Origin of the sequence: Haloimpatiens massiliensis, assembly GCF_900184255.1 — a bacterium.
Taxonomy (GTDB): Bacteria; Bacillota; Clostridia; order Clostridiales; family Clostridiaceae; genus Haloimpatiens; species Haloimpatiens massiliensis.
In genome coordinates, this window is record NZ_LT854636.1 from 179,224 (window position 1) to 199,527 (window position 20,304).

Genomic DNA, 20,304 nt, shown 5'->3' on the forward strand with positions numbered 1-20,304 from the left:
TTAACTATTTTTCTTGTGAATTTTCAACTTCTTCTATTTTATTTATTACATCTTCCATACCTATAGCCTTTGCCCAAGTACATTGAACAAATTTTCCGTCAATCTTTTTATATGGCTTGTCAGGTTTATCTAAATTCATAAGTTCTGTAGTCAACCTTCCTTTTAAACATAAAGGTCTGCCATTTGAAGGATTTTTAGCCTTTACTGCTATGTTTTTATTATTCTTAGATAATACTTCAAACTTACAACCATAATCACATACTTTACAATTTACAGTTTTAATCTCAGCATCCCAAACTCTAGTTTTTCCCATTTGCCTTTTATCTATTAATGCACCCACAGGACAAACTGTCACACATCGATTACAAGATACACATTTAGAAGTTTCAAGAGTTTTATCAGCATCTAAAACTATTCTAGTATTATATCCTCTGCCAGCAAAGGATAAGACCTTTCTATCACTTATTGCATTACAGGTTCTTACGCATTTTCCGCATAATATACACTTACTATCATCTTTTAATATATATGGACTTGAAGTATCTATAATTCTTGGTCTCACAGCTCCATCATGTTGTCTAAATTTAACATTATATCTATATGCATATTTTTGTAATAAACATTCTCCAGCTTTTTGGCAAGTTAAGCAGTCATTTGGATGACTATCTAATAGAAGTTGTAATATTTCTTTTCTCATTTTAACAACTCTATCTGTTTCAGTATTTACAATCATACCTTCTGACACTTTTGTAGAACAAGATGTTTGTAATTTTCTACTCCCCTCTATTTCAACTAAACACATTCTACAAGCAGCTACTATTTCTAAATTAGGATCATAGCACAAAGCAGGAATTTCAATGCCGAGCTTTTTTGCTGCTTCTAATATAGTATAATCTTCAGTGACTGTTACTTTCTGTCCATCTATAGTAAGAGTTACATTTTTCATCATTCTTCCTCCTTCTCTACCTTTTAACCACTGCTTTTGGTTTTAATGGACATGCTTCCATACAAGTTCCACATTTTATGCACTTTGAAGTATCAATTACATGTCTTTCTTTTATATTTCCTTCTATACAACCAACAGGACATGATCTTGCACATTTACCACATCCTACACAGTTTTCTCCAATGTAGTATTCTAAAAGATCAGAACATGAACCAGCTGGACATTTTTTATCTTTTATGTGCGCTTCATATTCATCTTTAAAATATTTTAATGTAGTGATTACCGGATTAGAAGCAGATTGCCCAAGCCCACAAAGAGATGCAGAAGTCATAATATCAGAAAGATTTTCTAACCTTTCTATATCTCCCTCTTCACCTTTTCCTTTAGTTATTCTTTCTAGTATTTCAAGCATTCTCTTTGTGCCTTCCCTACATGGGACACATTTTCCGCAGGATTCTTCTACTGAAAAATCAAGGAAAAATCTTGCAATATCCACCATACAGTTTGTCTCATCCATTACAATCATTCCACCTGAACCCATAATAGAACCTAACTTTCCTAAAGATTCATAATCCACTGGCGTATCTAGATAATCCTCTGGTATACATCCACCTGATGGTCCACCAGTCTGTACAGCTTTAAATTTCTTACCATTAGGTATTCCTCCACCTATGTCAAATATAATTTCTCTAAGTGTGGTTCCCATTGGTATTTCAACCAATCCTGTATTTTCAATTTTTCCACCTAATGCAAATACTTTAGTTCCAGGAGATTTTTCTGTACCAATGCTCCTAAACCATTCTGCACCTTTTTGAAATATTACAGGTACATTTGCAAAAGTCTCTACATTATTTATTATTGTTGGTTTTTGCCATAAACCCTTATGAGCAGTTCTATTAATCTTAGGTCTCGGCATACCCCTTCTTCCTTCAATAGACTCCATAAGAGCTGTACCCTCTCCACATACAAACGCTCCTGCACCTAGTCTAAGCTCTATATCAAAATTAAACTCTGTACCAAATATATTTTTACCTAATAATCCATATTCTTTAGCTTGTTTTATTGCTACTTCTAATCTTTGTACTGCTATTGGATATTCTGCTCTAACATAAATAAATCCTTGATCTGCACCTACTGCATATCCTGCTATGGCCATTGCTTCTAATATAGAATGAGGATCTCCTTCCAATATAGACCTGTCCATAAATGCCCCTGGATCTCCTTCGTCTGCATTGCAAATTATATACTTCTGATCCGCTTGATATTTATAAGCTGCATGCCATTTTCTACCTGTTGGAAATCCAGCACCACCTCTTCCACGTAGATTGGAATCCTTCATTTCATTTATTACTTCTTCCTGAGTCATTTCCGTTATAACTTTTGCTAATGCCGAATATCCATCAAGTGCTATGTATTCTTCAATATCCCCTGGAGCTATAATTCCACAGTTTCTAAGCGCAACTCTAGTTTGCTTTTTATAAAAATTAACTGAACTAATAGGTTTAATTTTATCGTCTACATGTGACTCTTTAAATAGTCTTCTTCTTACTATATTGCCCTTTATTATATGTTCCTCGACAATTTCTTCTACATCTGATAATTCAACATGGCTATAAAATACTCCCTCAGGATAAACTACTACATTAGGTCCTGATTTACATAAGCCTAGGCATCCTGTAAGTACTACTTGTACATCTTCACCTATTCCTTTTTCTTTTATCTTTTCCTCTAGTAGTTCCTTTATTTTTTCTCCTTTAGATGAGTGGCAACCTGTACCACCACAAACTAATATATGGTGCTTTTTAAAACCGTGAGTTTCATCAATAAATTCTTTACCTACTTCTAATTGACGAAGTTTTATTCTACTTAAAGTTTTTTCTTTTATATCTTTTAATTCATCTATTGTTATCATCTACCCCACCCCCATATTATCTATATTTATCTAATATATCCTTTACATCTTCTGGCTTTACTCTGCCGTATACATCATCATTTATGGATAAAACTGGTGCCAATCCACAGGCTCCAATACATCTACTTCCTGTTATAGAAAACTTCATATCTGGTGTAGTTTCACCTACTCCAATACCCAATTCTTCCATAACCCTTTCAAGTATCTTTTGTGAGCCTTTTACATAACAAGCTGTTCCTAAACAAACTCCAATTTTATATTTTCCTTTAGGTATAAGAGAAAATTGCGAATAAAAAGTAGCTACGCCATATATCTCTGATAATGGAATATGTAATTCTTTAGATATTATCTCTAAAACTTCTTCAGGCAAATATCCAAATAATCCTTGTGCCTTTTGTAATACTGGCATCAAAGCTCCTTTTTTATTTTCACTTTCCTTAATAAAAATTTTAAACTCTCTAATCTTTTCTTCATTCTTTTCTAAATCAAATTCAAATTCCATAAATAGCCTCCCCATCTAATATGATTTAATATCATCTTAAAATAGACAGCACCATAAAATGCTGTCTATTTTATCTTTTATTAATTTTGTAGCAAGTATTATTAACCTACTAAGATGTGCGGTGTATTAATTTTTACCCATAAATCCTAATATTATAACAATATTTTATAATATTAAAAATATATTGTCAATTTTGATATGTTCTCCTCTAAAGCCATAACACTACAATTAGACCTATCATATTCTAATATTATATTTTAGCACTAAACTTTTTTATAAATAATCCTTTATTTACTTCCTACATACATAGGTCATCTAAAAAATTCATACCCTTTATTAATATTTATAATATCTCTTAAAATAGAAGCTGCAGCAGAAACCACACCAGATGCTCCCCCTATAATTGTTAAGTCTCCTAAAACGTCTGTCTTATATGTAACTCCTTTATTCTTTCCATCTACATTATACAATGGGTGTGTACTATCTAATTTTTCAAGTCTTACTTCCATATTAATTCTTCCATTTTCTTTTACAGTTCTACCTAAGAGTTTATATTTTCTTCCTTCTTGTATACACTTTATAATTTGTTCTTTTGTAATTTCTGTTATTCCCTCTACAATAATATCTTTTAATTTTTTCTCTTCATTCATCAATATATTGGTAAGAATTAATAATTTAGAAGCAGTATCCCATCCTTCCACATCTAAGCTGGCATCAGCTTCTGCAATACCTAATTCTTGAGCCTTTTTCAAAGCTTCTAAATAAGTTACTGACTTATGCTCCATCTCATTAATAATAAAATTAGTTGTTCCATTAAGAACTCCTTCAATGGAAAGAATTTCAGCCCCAGCCAAATCAATCATCCCTCCATTGATAGCAGGCAACGCTCCACCTGTTGTACACCCAACTCCTAATTGTACATCATTATTTATGGCTAAACCCTTTAATTTTTTATAAGCTAAAAGGATTGGTCCTTTATTAGCAGTGACCACATGTATGCCATTTTCTAAACATCTTCTAATATGTGTCATTCCAGGCTCTCCTGTTTTTTTATTGGTAGATGTGACTTCTATAGCCATATCTATATCATTATTTTGGAGAATAGTATCAAAAGAAATTTCCTTACTTCCTCCTTTTTTATATTTTGTAATATCTTTTTCTGATTTTAAAAACTCCATAAGCTCTGTACAATTAATACCTTTATTATCGTATACTCCACCACTGCTATTAATTATGTAATTTATTTGTATTTCCAGCCCTTCTCTATACAGATATTCCTTTTTCTCATTAATCAATTGAGTAAAAGCCTTACCTACTCCTCCATACCCAATTACAGCAATTCTCATATAAAATAATCCTCCACCATAGATCTTATCTTAACTATTAACTCTTCCACTGTGTGCCGTCTAGCTCTTCCACACTCAAATGCATTACTGCCACATAATAAACATTTTCTTTGCTCTTTACCCAGCTCCTGCCTAGAAATTTGTTCTCTTTCTCCACTTAAAACATCGAAATCATACAACCTTCCTAAAGCATGTGTATCTTCAATATCAATGGTTATTTTTTTTATTAAGTATGGTGACATATTAAATACTCCAAAATATTCTGGTCCACTATTTTTATACAAAATCTTTTCCTCTAAAATCACCACTGAAATCTCATTTAATTTATCTTTAAAAATCTGTAGTCCTTCATCAAATACTTTTTTTATAAGCAAGTTATACTTTACAGCTCCAGGTATATTTAATTTATAAGATATAACTGTATTTTGGTATTTATTTAACAAATATTGTTGATACTGTACCCTCATATCTCTACATTTTAAGACATCATGTAAGGATTGCTCTTCACCTTGAAAATGCATGTTCATAATATTCCTCCTACTACAAATCTCCAGTACTTTCTCCCCGTTCATTGCTTCTCAAATTAGTTCTAGAATATTAACCAACTAGAACCACTAAATATTTAAATACTATATATAGATAGCAGGTGTAAGTACTAGTAGTAATATGCCAAATAATTATATTTTCTTGAACTAGTACCTAAACACCAATAACCTATAATAATGATTAACCCACAAAAAGCATTATATTACTTGAATTATGAAATTTCTCTGGAATGACTTGCATAAGAAGCGAAGGAACTGTTTAAATTTATTGTTCCGAGCTTTTATGCAAGTCATGGAGGAGAAATTTCATAATTCTACCACATTGTACCTTATTGTGGGTTAATCATAATAATATATTTTTGTATATTAAGATCTGAGAATTACAGACTTAATTATAGTTTTTTACTATTTTCCTACTTTACTTTTCTTACTACATCAATAATACTTCCATCCCTATACTCCACAATTGCAACTACTTTATCATCATATTGAATTTTTTCAGGAACGCCTACGATATTTTGGGCTTTCTCCTTTAACTGTTCAATGGTAAACATAGGTATACTTATATCCTTAAATTTTTGTATCAAATCTTTTCTTCTTGGATTTACAGCAATACCAAATTCAGTAACAAGCACATCAATACTTTCACCTGGTGTAATAACTGTATTTACAGAATCCACTATACATGGTATTCTTCCTCTAATTGTAGGAGTTACTATAATAGTTATTTTTGCACAGGCTGCTGTATCCGAATGTCCTCCAGAAGCTCCTCTTAAAACTCCATCAGAACCAGTCATAACATTTACATTAAAATCTGTATCTATCTCTAAAGCCGATAAAACAACTATATCTAATTTATTTGCAATACATCCTTTATTATGTGGATTTGCATAAAAAGAGGAATCTATTTCATGATGCATTGGATTTTTATCTATGGAATTTACAGCAGTTAAATCAAATCCCTGTACATCAAAAATATTTTTAATTAACCCTTCTTCTAACATTTCTACCATTGGTTTAGTTATTCCACCTAATGCGAAGCTTGCTTTAATTCCTCTTTCTATCATTTCATTTCTTAAAAATCTACTTACGGCTAAAGATGCTCCCCCTGTTCCAGTTTGAAATGAAAAACCATCTTGAAAATATCCAGATTCCGTTATAACTTTACTACAATATTCTGCAATTAATAGTTCCTTTGGATTTTTAGTGTATCTTGTAGCACCAGAAGCTATTCCTTCTGGATCACCTATACTATCTACCTTAACTACATAATCTACATTATGCTGCAAAATACTTGCAGGCATATTAGGGAAATCCACTAAGCAATCTGTTATTATAACTACTTTATCTGCATATAGTGCATCTATTTTGGAATATCCCAAGGATCCACAATTAGCTTTTCCCCTTGAGCCACTGGCATTGCCATATTCATCACAGGAAGAAGCACCTAAAAATGCTACATCTATTTTAATATCACCTGCTTCAATAGCACGGACTCTTCCGCCATGAGACCTTATAATTACAGGCTCTTCCATCAATCCATTAGATATCTCTTCTGCCAATCTACCTCTTAAACCGCTGGTTGAAATTTTTGTAATTACACCATTTTTAATATGCTCTACTAGTGGACTATGAATATTTGTAAGAGAGCTAGGTACTAATGTTAAATTCTTAATTCCAAGGCTAGCTATAGCATCCATTACCATATTTAGTACATAATCTCCTGCTCTAAAATGATGGTGAAATGAAATAGTCATCCCATCTTTTAAGCCACACTTGAGAATAGCTTCCTTAATACTATTTACTATTTTATTTTCACAAGGTTTAACTGGTTTAATCTTATGCCCTACTTTTACTACCTGTTGGTCCATGGAAAAAGCTCCCGCATAAAGCCTATTGCCTTTAAGAATTTCATCTGGAATTTCTCTTCCTATACTATTTTTCATCTTCCATGACCTCCTTGTATAATCCTACAGCTTCTGCTAGCTGTAGTACTCTCTCTGCTCTATCAATAATAGGTTTATCAATCATCTTTCCATTTAATGAGATAACTCCTAAGCCTTGCTTTTCTGCTTCTCTAGCTGCCCTTACTATATCTGCTGATTTATTTATTTCTTTAGCTTTAGGTGAATAAATTTCATGAACTGGCTTAATTTGTCTTGGATTTATAACGGACTTTCCATCAAAGCCAAGCTGCTTAATTAATTGTACTTCTCTTCTAAGCCCTTCTTCATTATCTACATCTGAATAAACAGTATCTAAAGCATATATTCCAGCAGCTCTTGCAGCCATAACAATTTGTGTTCTTGCCCCTAACAATTCCATACCATCTGGATACCTTTTAGTTTTCATGCTAGTTACATAATCTTCAGCACCTAGTGCTATCCCAATAAGCCTTGAACTTGAAGTGGCAATAGAATAAGCATTTATTACTCCAATGGCACTTTCAACTGCTGCCATCATCTTAGTGCTTCCCACTTCTCTACCTATTTTTCTTTCCACTTCCTCTATAACAGCTTCTACCTTCTCTATATCTTCTTTTCTCTCAGTCTTCGGAAGTCTAATTACATCTACCCCAGCTCTAACCACTGCTTCTATATCATCTCTTCCAAAAGGACTATCTAAACCATTTATTCTTACAACAATTTCTGTATCACCATAATCTAAAGTTTTTATGGCATTATAAACTACTAATCTAGCTGCGTCTTTCTGATTTATAGCAACTGCATCTTCCAAATCAAACATTAAGGAATCCGCTCCATATATAGCTGCATCCCTAATCATTCCGGGGTTACTTCCTGGAACAAACATCATAGTCCTTCTTAAGCGTTCCATTAGTCAAGCACCTCCCAATCATAATTTCCTTCAATGCCACATGCTCTATAAACTGCACACTGTAACCTAGCCTTTATTGTGCAATCTAAGGCTCCTCTATCTGTAGCTATTACTTTAGCATTTTTTACCTCTAACTTTTCTAATGTTTCCATTATAACTTTTCTAATTTGTTTGCCAAATTGCTTTTCTACATTACTTTTTAATTGTATTTCTATTCCTGAATCTTTATTTGGCAAAATCATTATTTGGATATCACTTGATTCTAAAGTTCCAACTAACGATTCTTTTATAATTTTCATAACTTTCACCTTCCATTAATATACTATATCTCAATGACCTAACTCTGAAAATTCCAAATATTCTCTACAACAAACTTTCAAGTTGCTTTGCTGCTAAATGTAGCCATTCTTCAGAATTTACAATATTTTTATCAGTTGTTTCTGAAAGCAGCGCTAAATCCTTGGTTATGATTCCTTTATCAATAGTTTCAATACAAGCCCTTTCTAGTTTGTCTGAAAAAGCTACAAGTTCCTCTATTTCATCAAGTTCTCCACGTTTTCTAAGTGCTCCAGTCCATGCAAAAATAGTAGCCATAGGGTTAGTAGAAGTCTTCTCTCCCTTTAGGTATTTATAATAATGTTTCTGTACTGTGCCATGAGCAGCCTCATATTCAAAATATCCATCTGGTGACACTAATACAGATTTCATCATAGCCAAGCTTCCAAAAGCAGTAGCCACTAAATCAGACATAACATCTCCATCATAATTTTTACATGCCCAAAGCATACCACCCTGAGATTTTACTATACGGGCAACTACATCATCAATTAAAGTATAAAAATAAACTATACCAGCTTTCTTAAATCTTTCTTTATAAGTAGTCTCATATATCCTATCAAATATAGCCTTAAAGTTAGCATCATACGTCTTAGAAATAGTATCCTTAGTAGAGAACCAAAGATCTATTTTCTTATCCAGTGCATAATTAAAACAAGCCCTTGCAAAGCTTTCAATAGACTTATTCACATTATGCATCGCCATTAAAACTCCGTTTCCCTTGAACTCATGAATAGTTTGTCTGGAAATTTCCTTTCCTTCACTATTAGTGAACACCATTTCAGCCTTTCCCGGTTCTTCAACTTTATATTCTACATTTTTATAGATATCACCATATGCATGTCTAGCGATTACAATAGGTTTTTTCCATGTACTTACATAAGGATGAATAGTATTAACTATTATAGGTTCCCTAAAAACAGTTCCATCTAAAATAGATCTAATTGTACCGTTAGGACTTTTCCACATCTTCTTTAATTTATATTCCTCCACCCTAGCCGCATTTGGAGTAATAGTTGCACATTTTACACCTACACCGTACTTTTTAATTGCCTCAGCAGCCTCAATAGTAATTTTATCATCTGTTTCATCTCTTTTTTTAATTTGAAGATCGTAACACTGAGTCTTTAAATTTACATATGGAGAAATAAGTATATCCTTAATCATCTTCCATAAAACACGAGTCATTTCATCTCCATTCATCTCTACTAAAGGAACTTTCATTTGGATTTTTTCACTTAACATATTTATTAATCCTCCTCTAATGAAATTACTTAATTATTGAATACAGATAATTATTTATTAAATTTTACTTTTAATCCAAGGCAATTTTCCTCCTAGTTTTAAAATGTGTGCATCTAATTTTGAAAGAGTATGTGTCAATGGAATATCTATATTCTTTGTAATATTTTCTAATACTACTTCTCCTGTTAAATCTCCAATGGTAACCTTCAATTCATCCCCAGCTTCAACTTTCTTATAATCCTCAGGATTTTTGAATGTTAAAGGTACAATTCCAAAATTAATTAAATTAGCCATATGAATACGAGCAAATGATTTTACAATAACTGCCTTAACTCCTAAATATTTTGGAGCCAATGCCGCATGTTCCCTACTAGAACCCTGTCCATAATTATCACCAGCTATAATAAATCCACCATTATTTTCAAGAGCTCTATTATAAAAATCACTATCTTTAGACTCAAAAACATGCTTTGATATTTCAGGTACATTACTACGTAACGGTAGTATTTTAGCTCCTGCAGGCATAATATCATCAGTGGTTATATTATCTTCTAACTTTATAAGTACCTTCCCATTTAACATATCAGGAAGAGGGTAAAAGTCAGGTAAAGGCTTAATATTAGGACCATACACCACATTTATATTCTTTGACTCTTCAATAGACACTGGCTTAACTATCATATTATCATTAACTTCAAATTTACTTGGCATTTCAATTTTTGGATATTCTCCCAAGGTTCGTGGATCAGTTAAAACACCAGTTAAAGCTGTAGCAACAGCAGTTTCAGGACTTGTTAAATAAGCTTTTGCATCTTTTGTTCCACTTCTGCCTTTAAAGTTTCTATTAAAAGTTCTCACAGTTACTCCTTCAGAACATGGTGCACATCCCATTCCAATACAAGGTCCACATGCATTTTCTAATACTCTTGCACCTGCTTTAACTAAATATTTCATATCATTACTTTCAATCAAATGCTCTACCACTTGCCTTGAACCAGGACTAATGCTTAAATGAAGCTTATCAGAGATTGTTTTATCCTTAAGCACTTTTGCAACAATTAAAAGATCTCTTAATGATGAATTAGTACAAGATCCTATATTTACTTGATCTACTTTTATGCCAGCCACTTCAGATACTTTCTTAACATTTCCCGGGCTATGTGGCAATGCAACCATAGGCTCTACTTTCTCTAAATCTATTTCTATTATTTCATCGTATTGAGCATCTTTATCCGCTATAATTTCAGTCCATTGTTCTTCTCTTCCTTGTGCTTTTAAAAACCTTCTTGTAACTTCATCACTTGGGAAAATGCTAGTAGTACATCCTGTTTCTGTTCCCATATTAGTAATTGTAGCCCTATCAGGCACACTTAAATTTTTCACACCATCTCCAAAATATTCAAATACCTTCCCCACTCCCCCTTTTACGTCCACACGTCTTAGGAGTTCTAAGATTACATCTTTTGCAGAAACCCACTTAGGAAGTTTTCCAGTTAATCTAACTCCTACAATTTTAGGATATTTTATTCTAAAAACTTCTCCTGCCATGGCAGCGGCAACGTCCATGCCTCCTGCACCTATAGCTAATGCTCCTATGCCTCCTGCAGTAGGTGTGTGACTATCAGAGCCAATTAAAGTTTTCCCTGGACAAGCAAATCTTTCTAAGAAAAGTTGATGACAGATACCATTCCCAGGTCTAGAAAAATAAATACCATATTTTTGTGCAACAGACTTTAAATAATTGTGATCATCTGCATTTCTAAAGTCTGTCTGTAACATGTTATGATCTACAAAACTTACACTTAATTCTGTTCTAACCCTTTCTATTCCAATTGCTTCAAACTGTAAATACGCCATAGTTCCTGTAGCATCTTGAGTTAAGGTATGATCGATTTTTAAAGCTACCTCCTCCCCTACTGCCGCTTTTCCTTCTATAATATGAGCCTTCAATATCTTTTCTGCAATAGTTCCTGACATTTGTAAACTCCCCCTACTCTTTTAAATTACCATTTTTTAACATTATATTACTTTAATATCCCCTAGTCAATATCATATATATTAATCATAATTTCACTTATACATGAATTATTGAAACTTATGATAAAAAATAATAATGCCCCACAAGTGATAATTTTTAAAATTATCACTTGTGGGGCATTTATCCTTTTCTAAATAGTGAACTAATTGCACTAATAAAAATACCGTGAATATATTCATAAATATAAAAACATTAAGCTACCTGAACCTCTTGTGTATCTTCAATATCCTCTTTATGGTTATTTTTTATCTTCTTTATTATAGTTCCCGTAAAAAAACCGAAAATAACAAATACACAAACAAATTTAATCATAGCAATTACATTTTCTTCAAATAAAACTTTATTCATACCAGATACTATCATTCTCATCATTTTAACTGAATATGTCATTGGTAACCATCTTCCTATAAACTCATAGAATTTAGGTGCTGTTTCTATCGGGAAAGTACCTGCACAAGATGATAATTGTAAAAGTAATGCTACAAATATTATAGGAGTTGCTACTCCTCCTATAGCATAAGATAATCCATACATAATCATAAAGAATACAATAGCAATAAATATATTATTTATATAAAAATATGCGTTATTTATTGAATGCATTCCTAAACCCTTAGTAAGTGTTATACTTAAAATTATTGCTTGAATGGCTACCATTAATGAACCTATAATAGCTTTTCCTGTAAAACTTCTTAATAATTTATTCTTAAGAACTTCTGAAAACTTCGCTAGAGTTATTATAATATTCACAAACATAGCTCCTAACCACAATGAAAGTGACATAAAGTATGGTGCTAATCCTTCTCCATAATACTTAACATCATTAACTGGCTTTTCATCAACAGTTAATGGTTCTGATATAAACTCACTCATATTCTCTGGAGTAAATTTTAGTTTTGTATTCATCTTATCATAGCCTTCACTTAAACCCTCATTTAATTCTTTACTTCCATGGCTTGCCTCTTTTAATCCGCTGCTTAAAGCAGAGGTTCCATCCTTTAATTTATTACTTCCATCTAAAAGCTGATTGACTCCATCTATACCTTGCTTTTGTTTTTCATCTATTCCTTTAGCTAACTGTATATTACCCATAGCTACTTTATTTGTTCCATCTGTAACTTGTACTGATCCATCAAAAATATTGTTTACAGCTTCTGTTGCTTTCTTTTGTCCAGCTAAAACTTCATTAGATCCATTTGAAAGTTCATTTAAAGCCCAGGATACTTGTCTAACTCCCTTAGACAACTTAGCAGCTCCTATTGAAAGTTGATCAACTGCATCGCCAACTTTATTTGTACCTACTAACATTGAAGTTGAGCCTTCTTCTAACTGCCCTAAAACCCCAACTAAAGGTTTTAATGCATCTGCATTTTCTTTTAACGGTTTTGCTATATTAGTGCTTATATCTTTACTTTTAATTCCAGCTAAAATAGCTTTGGATCCAGCTATTTTTGCTTTAGCTACATCCATATTCCCATTTGCCATATCCTGTTGAGCCTGTGCTATTAAATCATAAGCTTTATTTATATTTTTACTAACAGCTTCAACACCATCACCAGCATAATTTAATTTTTTAGAAATACCATCGCTGTCTTCTGATACTTTATACTTTACGCTCTTAATTCCATCATTCAATTTTTTAGATCCATATTGTAAATTTGGCATCTGCTTGTTTAGCTCAGATAATCCATTGCTTATTTCTATTGCTCCATTGTTTATCTGTGGTATATTAGTATTTAATTCTAATAAGCCTCCATTGAGCTTATTAACACCATCAGTCAATTGTGGCATCTTACCATTTAACGCACCTAATCCCTCACTAACCTGTTTTGCTCCACTATTTACAGCTTGGGCACCACTTATAAGTTCAGCAATCCTTGTATCTGATTGAGACAATTTGCCTTTGAACTGCTTTAATCCATCTATAACTCCATTTTGCCCATCTAGTAATTTATTTCCTCCATCATTAAGTTCTAAAAGCCCATCTTTTAATTTTCCTGAACCGTCACTAGCCTCTTTTATAGAATCTTTTACTTCATAAAGATTATTAGATAATTCCCTGGTAGTTTCCTTAGCTAAATTTGAAGCTATTTCACTTTTTATAGTGTCAGCTGCTTTAGAAGAAACTTGTGAAAATATGAAATTAGTCCCTTTATTAGGGCTATAAATTATTTCTGGCTTCTGAAACTTTCCATTAGCTGCATCAGCCACCTTTTTAGAAAAATCCTCTGGTATAATAATCATAGCATAATACTTTGTTCCATTTACACCTTTATTAGCTTCATCATAATTTACAAATTGCCATTTCACCTTTTTATTTTCCTTAAGATTATCTAATACTTCCTCACCTATATTGTATCTTTTTCCATCTTTTGTGACAGGTTTATCCAAATTTACAAAAGCAACAGGTACTTTTTGCAAGTTACCATACGGATCCCAAAATGCCTTTAAGTAAATAGCTGAATAAAGCATTGGCACAAACATTATAGCTATGATAGATATAGCTATTACAGTATATGTAGTTTTTTTACTTATCTCCTTATTACCTATCTTCATTTGTTTTTCTCCTTTATCCTGTAAAGTTTAATTATATATGACTAAAAGTCAAATATAATTAAATCATTTTTTTAAAAAAATTTCATTCCTAAAACATATACATTTATTGAAAATCCTTTATTCAATTACTATATATATTTATTATGTAATTATCCTCCATGGATTTTAATTAGTCTTTTTATGCCTTTTAATATCCATTAAATGGTGTAATTATGCGTCTGTAATCTTTTTCACAAATTTCCATCTCTTCTTATTCAAATACTAGCTTATGTGTTTCTTTTTAACAAAAAATTAATAATTTAATATAAAATAAGAGCCTTATCTACATATGATATATTCGTCAGATAAAGCTCATTTTATATTAAATTATTATTATAAATTAATATACTCATTTTATTTATTACAATTATTAGTTAAATACATTTTTAATCTATTTATATCCTTTATTACTATACTCCTATTTTCTGAAATTATTATGTTTTCTTGTTTAAACTTCTTCAGAGTTCTGGTAACTGTAATTCTTGAACATCCTATTATATCTGCAATATCTTGGTGAGTTAAATTTATTACTATTTTTTCATTATTAGTTCCTATTTCTTTTGACTGAGTCCATAATCTTATTAAAGTATCTGCTACCTTTTGTGTAGAATCATTAAAACATATATTTACCATTTGAGTCATTGATATTCTATACTTCCTAACTAAGCTATGAATTATGAATCTATATATGTCAGCATTAAAATCTAAAAGTTTTTCTACTTCTCTTGAGTGAATTATAGATATGTCAGTGTTTTGTATAGCTGTATTTATAAAACAATCAGCTACACCTTCAAAATACTCTTCCTCTCCAAAGATTTCTCCCGGTTTTAAATAATAAAGATATTTTTCATCTCCATTACTATTATAAAAACTTCTTTTCACGCTACCATTAGTAACTACAGCTATAAACCTCTTTTCCCTAATTATTATTTGCTCATTTTTGCGAAAACTTCTTTTTTCCCCATAATTACTAAAATCATTCAAGAAAAAATTTCTCATTTCTTGCTGTTTTTCACAATCAAATAATTCTTCATACATTTCTATCACCCAATTTAATGAATTTTTATTTTTTATATTTTGCTTATTATATCAAAAGGAATTTAAAAAGTGAAGAGCATTGTAGCAACAAAATACTACAATACTCTTCACTCTACTCTATAAATTTTAAATAAGAAATGTACTAGATAAAATTAACTAATATATTGTATCATAAATTTTCTCCAATCTCCATGATGCACATATATATCATTTTTATCTATTTTATTATTTTTATCATTATACTTATACACATAGGCTTTTTGAATCCTCGCTGATTCACCTTCCAAAACTTCTACATCCGTTAATATTCTATTGTATTCGTTGCTAGAATCGTTTTCCCTTATATATCCCTCCATTTTATCTAATATTTTAAGGTTTTCCTTAAAATTTTTAAAACTTATAAGCTCACCGTATACAAAATCTTTTCCATCTACTAAAGCTGGATATCCTCGTTTTGCTAAATGATAAAGTTTACCTTTAACTCTAGCTTTTTTTCTATCTAATATTATATCTCTTAGATATCTTTCATAGTTAAAAAAATTATTCATTAAACTTCCATAAACAAATACATTCTTTACTTCTTCAACTTCCATATTAACTTTAGTTTCTAACATACTTTACCACCAGTCTCTTTAATATCTTCTTTAGTTTCAATAGCTGCTTCTATAGCTAACTTTAATCCTTTAGTTATACTTTCCAACGCCATAGAAGGCATATTTCTCTTGTCTACTACTTGTTCTGGTATAAATGGAACATGTATAAATCCTCCAATAGTATTCTTAAATTCTTTATCTAAATGGTATAAAAGTCCATACATTATGTGATTACATACAAAAGTTCCTGCAGTATTAGAAACTGAAGCTGGAATACCACCTTCCTGTATCTTTTTAACCATAGCTTTTATTGGAATGCTTGCAAAATATGCATTTTCTCCATCATTAAATATTTTTTCATCTATGATACTATTTCCTTCATTATCTGGTATCCTAGCATCATCCATATTTATTGCAACTCTTTCTATAGTAATATCGTATCTTCCCCCTGCTTGTCCTACACATACCACCATATCAGGTTGTTCTGCTTTTATAGCTTCTGCAAGCTTTCTTACAGATTTTTTAAATACTGTAGGAATCTCTACTTTAACAATCTTAGCTCCGTTTATTTCTTCTGGGAGTTTTTTAACAGCTTCAAGAGCTGGATTTATGCTTTCTCCTCCAAAGGGATCAAATCCTGTAACCAATACTTTTTTCATCTTCATTCTCTCCTAACATAACGACGTAAAATTTATTTCAATATTAATCCTAAAAATCTTATAAACTCTATATTAAAATGCCCAAAAATACATAAGTAATATGTGTATAATTAACATTAATATAGCCACTGGGGCTTGATATTTTATAACTCCATATTTCCTATCTTTAATTTCTAAAATAGCTGTTGGAACTATATTAAAATTAGCTGCCATTGGTGTCAAAAGAGTTCCACAGAATCCTGCTGTTAACCCCAAAGCGGAAACTACAACAGGGTTTCCTCCCTGAGCTATAACAAAAGGAACTCCTACCCCCGCAGTAATAACTGCAAAAGCTGCAAATCCATTACCCATTATCATAGTAAATAGTGCCATGCCTACGCAATAAGCCACTACTCCTGCAAGTATATTTCCTTGTGGTATAATTCCACTTATGCCATCAGCAATTACCTTTCCAACCCCTGCACTAGCAAAAACTGAACCTAATGCTGCAAGAAGTTGCGGTAAAATATTAACAGGACCAACCATTTGGAATAATCTTCTTCCATCTTCCACCATTTCTTTTGGTTTTCCTTTTGTTATTACTATTGCAAGTATAGTAGCCAATAATGTACCTATTCCCAAAGCTACTAGGGAACCTAAAGATTCTTTAAATAGTTGTGCTACCAAAAAAGTAATTAGTGCTAAAGCTACTGCTGGTATAAATATAGCATTACCTATTTTATTAGCCATTTTATCTTTAAATTCTTGAGTTGACTGTTGATACTTTCCAGGCTTAACAACTTTAAGTGCTGACAATGCACAAAGTACTAAAATTAAATATCCTATTATAGTAGGGTTTACTCCTATCTTCTCATTTCCCCATATTAATCCTATTTTGCTGAAAGTGAATATAAATCCAAGTATAAGCCAGAACAGAGCTGTAGATATCTTAGAATTATTCTCTTTATCTTTTAAAGTCATATAACTTGTATAAAAACATACCATGCCACACAAAACATACATTATTTCAGTTAAAGATGCTTTAAGCATTTATATCCCCTCCTGACTCTGTATTTTGTTTAGCTTTCTTTTTATATTTCTTGTCAAACTTTTTATCATAATATAAGAATTGAATTGTTCCCACTATCATTATTATTACAGCAATTGGTAAGGAAGCCTTTGCCACATCAATAGCTTCTACCTTATAATTCAATTCCTTAAGTACCCCAACAATCAATAGTACTCCACCAGATGCCACAAAACCATTCTGACCAAAAAAGTTTCCATAATTCTCAACTGATCCTTCTAATCCCTTAACCACTTCTTTTCCTTCTTCATCAAAATCTTCATATCGATTTTCAGCAGCACCTTGAGCCATTGGAAGTATTAAAGGTCTTATAAATTGAACATGTCCACCTATTCTTAAACTAAAAACAGCTGAAATTGTTCTTATTATAAGATATATAGAAGTAAGTTTTCCAACTGTAGCTGTCTTTATCTTTCCTATGAGATATGCAGCTCTTTCCTTCAAACCATATCTTTCTAATAGACCTATAACTGGAAGTGAAATAATAAATAATGACATATATCTATTAGTTACAAAAGCCTCTCCCAAAATTTTCATTATATCATTGAAGGACATTCCAGAAACAAGGCCTGTGGCAATACCGGCAATAACAACTACTGCCAAAGTATCCAATTTGATTATAAAACCTATTACAATAATTAAAATTCCTATTAACTTTATCATTTATTTCCCTCCTCCTTCTGATTTTTAATATATTTATTATAAAAATTATAACAAAACGAAAAATAAAAAAATGTAGCCTAGACTACATTTTTTGAAATAATCTGAATTTTCGAACACAATAATTTATTTTTGTCCATTACCTGTGGACTCTATTTAACTAACCTTGTGAATGATTAGATGCGAAAAATAAATTTTTACATAAATAAGAGTCTTATCTGCACATAGTATATTCAGCAAATAGAACTCTTATTTATACTAGCATCTTAATTCTATACAAAGAGAACTATTATGTGAAGTATATGGAATTTCATTTTCAATATCCTCTTTTTTTAATGTTGCATTTGTCCCATCAATGCCCTTAAAAGTTATTTTTGAAAACTCCCCCACTTTACAATCTTTTAATATGGTAGATACTAATGAACCGCTTTCTTCTTTTCCTTCCATCTCTACTGATTCTGCAGGTAATTTCTTAATATCACCAATTTTATATTCTTTAACTTTTTCATTGTTGTAACTTACTTTTACCACATATTCATATTTTCCCTTGCTGTTTGTTCCTTTAGTTTCGCTAGCTTTCTTTTTCTCAGAGGTTGAACACCCTACAAAGGACAGTACCATAATTAATAATAGTAAAGCACTAATTACTTTTTTAAACATTTCCCCATCTCTCCTTTACTAAACTACCTATAGCACTATTTACTTCATTGGTACTTGTCACTCCTGTAGAGATGATTTCGTAACCTTTGGAAACCTTTTTTAGTTCATTAACACAAACTTTATTATTACTTTCTACAATATATAATTAACTAGAGTCACTATTGCACTTCTATCTGTAAAATCAACTTTATCTCCATAGGTAGCTAATAACTCTTTATCATCATCTGTTAACTTATCTTCAGGTTTTTTAGATACTACTTTTTTTAGCATTGCCATCATAGCTTTGTGTACTAAGCTTAGCTTTTTGTAATCTATTCCACCGCGAAAATGAAAAAACTTTATATTATCTATAATTTCTTTAGGGAAATTCTTTTCTATAATTGGGGCGAAAACTTCTTTTTTATCCGTAGAAGCAAGTCCCACTGTGTAAACTATTATTTTTTTATCCTTTATAATATCAAAGTTTTTAGTTATAAGTGATATACCTGAAATGCCACTAGCATAAAGTCCTCCACCGTAAACAATAGTGTCATATTCCTTTAACATTTCTACCTTTATTTCTGAAGCATCAAATAAGTCTCCCTTTACCTCCTCGGCTATCCACTGAGCATATTTTTTACTACTGCCATATTTTGATTTGTATATTACTACTATTTTATTATTCATATACTTCGCCCCCAAAATTATACAAATTCTTATTCTATGATTAACCCACAATAAGGTACAATGTAATGGAATTATGAAATTTCTCTTCCATGACTTGCATAGAAGCTCGGAACAATAAATTTAATTTAAGAAATTCTAATCTTTTAGCCATATAAAATTATCTAACGCTCACATTCAGCGTCCTGCCTCAGGTTCGCTAGCCTGGCGTCTTTGCCAGGCTTACGATAATTTTATCTGTCTAAAAGAAGAATTTCTAAAATTAAATTTAAACAGTGCTTTCGCTCCTTATGCAAGTCATTCCAGAGAAATTTCATAATTCAAGTAATGTAATACTTATTGTGGGATAATCATTCTATTATTTATATGTCATCTAAAAGCTTGGTAAAACTTTCAACATAATATGTAAAAAAGCATTTTATTTAAAACATAATAACCCTATTATATAACATCATATCTAAATTATACTACACTAAAATTACAAAGCATAGCTCATAAATTTTTATGAATCTCAATATAATAGCAAGCTTTATTGTTGTGCGAATTTTATTATGTGCATTTTTAATGCACTGTTAGAGAGGTAGGTATTTTTATGTCAAAAAATGAAAACTATCAATTTTGCGTAAATCCTGTTTTACTTATACAAGCAAAAACCGCCTGCATAT

Annotated in this window: 18 protein-coding genes; all 18 read right to left on the bottom strand. The window is 31.4% G+C overall.

All coding sequences use genetic code 11. The features are described from left to right. Positions 1 to 4: 4 nt before the first annotated feature. Positions 5 to 946 carry an NADH-quinone oxidoreductase subunit G gene (locus C1715_RS01895; protein WP_102398989.1) on the bottom strand — a complete coding sequence of 314 codons (942 nt, stop codon included), beginning with the start codon at positions 944 to 946 and terminating at the stop codon, positions 5 to 7. Positions 947 to 962: 16 nt separating this feature from the next. Then, the gene (locus C1715_RS01900) at positions 963 to 2,858 is read right to left on the bottom strand and encodes an NADH-quinone oxidoreductase subunit NuoF (RefSeq protein ID WP_102398990.1); all 1,896 of its coding nucleotides are present in this window, start codon (positions 2,856 to 2,858) and stop codon (positions 963 to 965) included. 16 nt (positions 2,859 to 2,874) lie between these two features. Further along, positions 2,875 to 3,360, bottom strand: coding sequence for an NADH-quinone oxidoreductase subunit NuoE (gene nuoE / locus C1715_RS01905; RefSeq protein WP_102398991.1), 486 nt, complete (start codon positions 3,358 to 3,360; stop codon positions 2,875 to 2,877). Between the two features lie 311 nt (positions 3,361 to 3,671). Next, positions 3,672 to 4,706 carry a homoserine dehydrogenase gene (locus tag C1715_RS01910; protein ID WP_102398992.1) on the bottom strand — a complete coding sequence of 345 codons (1,035 nt, stop codon included), beginning with the start codon at positions 4,704 to 4,706 and terminating at the stop codon, positions 3,672 to 3,674. Further along, a complete protein-coding gene (gene citX, locus C1715_RS01915; RefSeq protein WP_180963960.1) occupies positions 4,703 to 5,233 on the bottom strand; it encodes a citrate lyase holo-[acyl-carrier protein] synthase in 531 nt (176 codons plus the stop codon). Before citX ends, C1715_RS01910 begins: the two co-directional genes overlap by 4 nt. Before the next feature lie 431 nt (positions 5,234 to 5,664). Next, positions 5,665 to 7,197 carry a citrate lyase subunit alpha gene (gene citF, locus C1715_RS01920; protein WP_102398994.1) on the bottom strand — a complete coding sequence of 511 codons (1,533 nt, stop codon included), beginning with the start codon at positions 7,195 to 7,197 and terminating at the stop codon, positions 5,665 to 5,667. Next, positions 7,187 to 8,086 (bottom strand): citrate (pro-3S)-lyase subunit beta, encoded by a 900-nt coding sequence (gene citE / locus C1715_RS01925; RefSeq protein ID WP_102398995.1) that lies wholly within the window; start codon positions 8,084 to 8,086, stop codon positions 7,187 to 7,189. The genes citF and citE overlap by 11 nt, the downstream gene beginning before the upstream one ends. Continuing rightward, a complete protein-coding gene (citD, locus tag C1715_RS01930; RefSeq protein ID WP_102398996.1) occupies positions 8,086 to 8,385 on the bottom strand; it encodes a citrate lyase acyl carrier protein in 300 nt (99 codons plus the stop codon). Before citD ends, citE begins: the two co-directional genes overlap by 1 nt. Positions 8,386 to 8,449: 64 nt before the next feature. Then, on the bottom strand, positions 8,450 to 9,667 hold the full coding sequence (locus C1715_RS01935) for an NADP-dependent isocitrate dehydrogenase (RefSeq protein WP_102398997.1): 1,218 nt from the start codon (positions 9,665 to 9,667) through the stop codon (positions 8,450 to 8,452). Between the two features lie 57 nt (positions 9,668 to 9,724). Continuing rightward, positions 9,725 to 11,644: an aconitate hydratase gene (locus C1715_RS01940; RefSeq protein ID WP_102398998.1), complete on the bottom strand. Its 1,920-nt coding sequence runs from the start codon at positions 11,642 to 11,644 to the stop codon at positions 9,725 to 9,727. A 253-nt stretch (positions 11,645 to 11,897) separates the two neighbouring features. After that, positions 11,898 to 14,261, bottom strand: coding sequence for a YhgE/Pip domain-containing protein (locus C1715_RS01945; RefSeq protein WP_102398999.1), 2,364 nt, complete (start codon positions 14,259 to 14,261; stop codon positions 11,898 to 11,900). Between the two features lie 393 nt (positions 14,262 to 14,654). Then, a complete protein-coding gene (locus C1715_RS01950) occupies positions 14,655 to 15,338 on the bottom strand; it encodes a Crp/Fnr family transcriptional regulator (RefSeq protein ID WP_102399000.1) in 684 nt (227 codons plus the stop codon). A gap of 152 nt (positions 15,339 to 15,490) precedes the next feature. Beyond that, positions 15,491 to 15,952, bottom strand: coding sequence for a gamma-glutamylcyclotransferase family protein (locus C1715_RS01955; RefSeq protein WP_102399001.1), 462 nt, complete (start codon positions 15,950 to 15,952; stop codon positions 15,491 to 15,493). Then, a complete protein-coding gene (pcp, locus tag C1715_RS01960) occupies positions 15,946 to 16,590 on the bottom strand; it encodes a pyroglutamyl-peptidase I (protein ID WP_102399002.1) in 645 nt (214 codons plus the stop codon). Before pcp ends, C1715_RS01955 begins: the two co-directional genes overlap by 7 nt. A 72-nt stretch (positions 16,591 to 16,662) precedes the next feature. Then, a complete protein-coding gene (locus tag C1715_RS01965) occupies positions 16,663 to 17,619 on the bottom strand; it encodes a DUF979 domain-containing protein (RefSeq protein ID WP_035292226.1) in 957 nt (318 codons plus the stop codon). After that, positions 17,612 to 18,319, bottom strand: coding sequence for a DUF969 domain-containing protein (locus tag C1715_RS01970; RefSeq protein WP_035292228.1), 708 nt, complete (start codon positions 18,317 to 18,319; stop codon positions 17,612 to 17,614). The genes C1715_RS01965 and C1715_RS01970 overlap by 8 nt, the downstream gene beginning before the upstream one ends. Positions 18,320 to 18,574: 255 nt before the next feature. Further along, positions 18,575 to 18,976: a hypothetical protein gene (locus C1715_RS01975; protein WP_102399003.1), complete on the bottom strand. Its 402-nt coding sequence runs from the start codon at positions 18,974 to 18,976 to the stop codon at positions 18,575 to 18,577. A gap of 132 nt (positions 18,977 to 19,108) precedes the next feature. Continuing rightward, positions 19,109 to 19,642 (bottom strand): flavodoxin domain-containing protein, encoded by a 534-nt coding sequence (locus tag C1715_RS01980; protein ID WP_102399004.1) that lies wholly within the window; start codon positions 19,640 to 19,642, stop codon positions 19,109 to 19,111. Between the last annotated feature and the right edge of the window lie 662 nt (positions 19,643 to 20,304).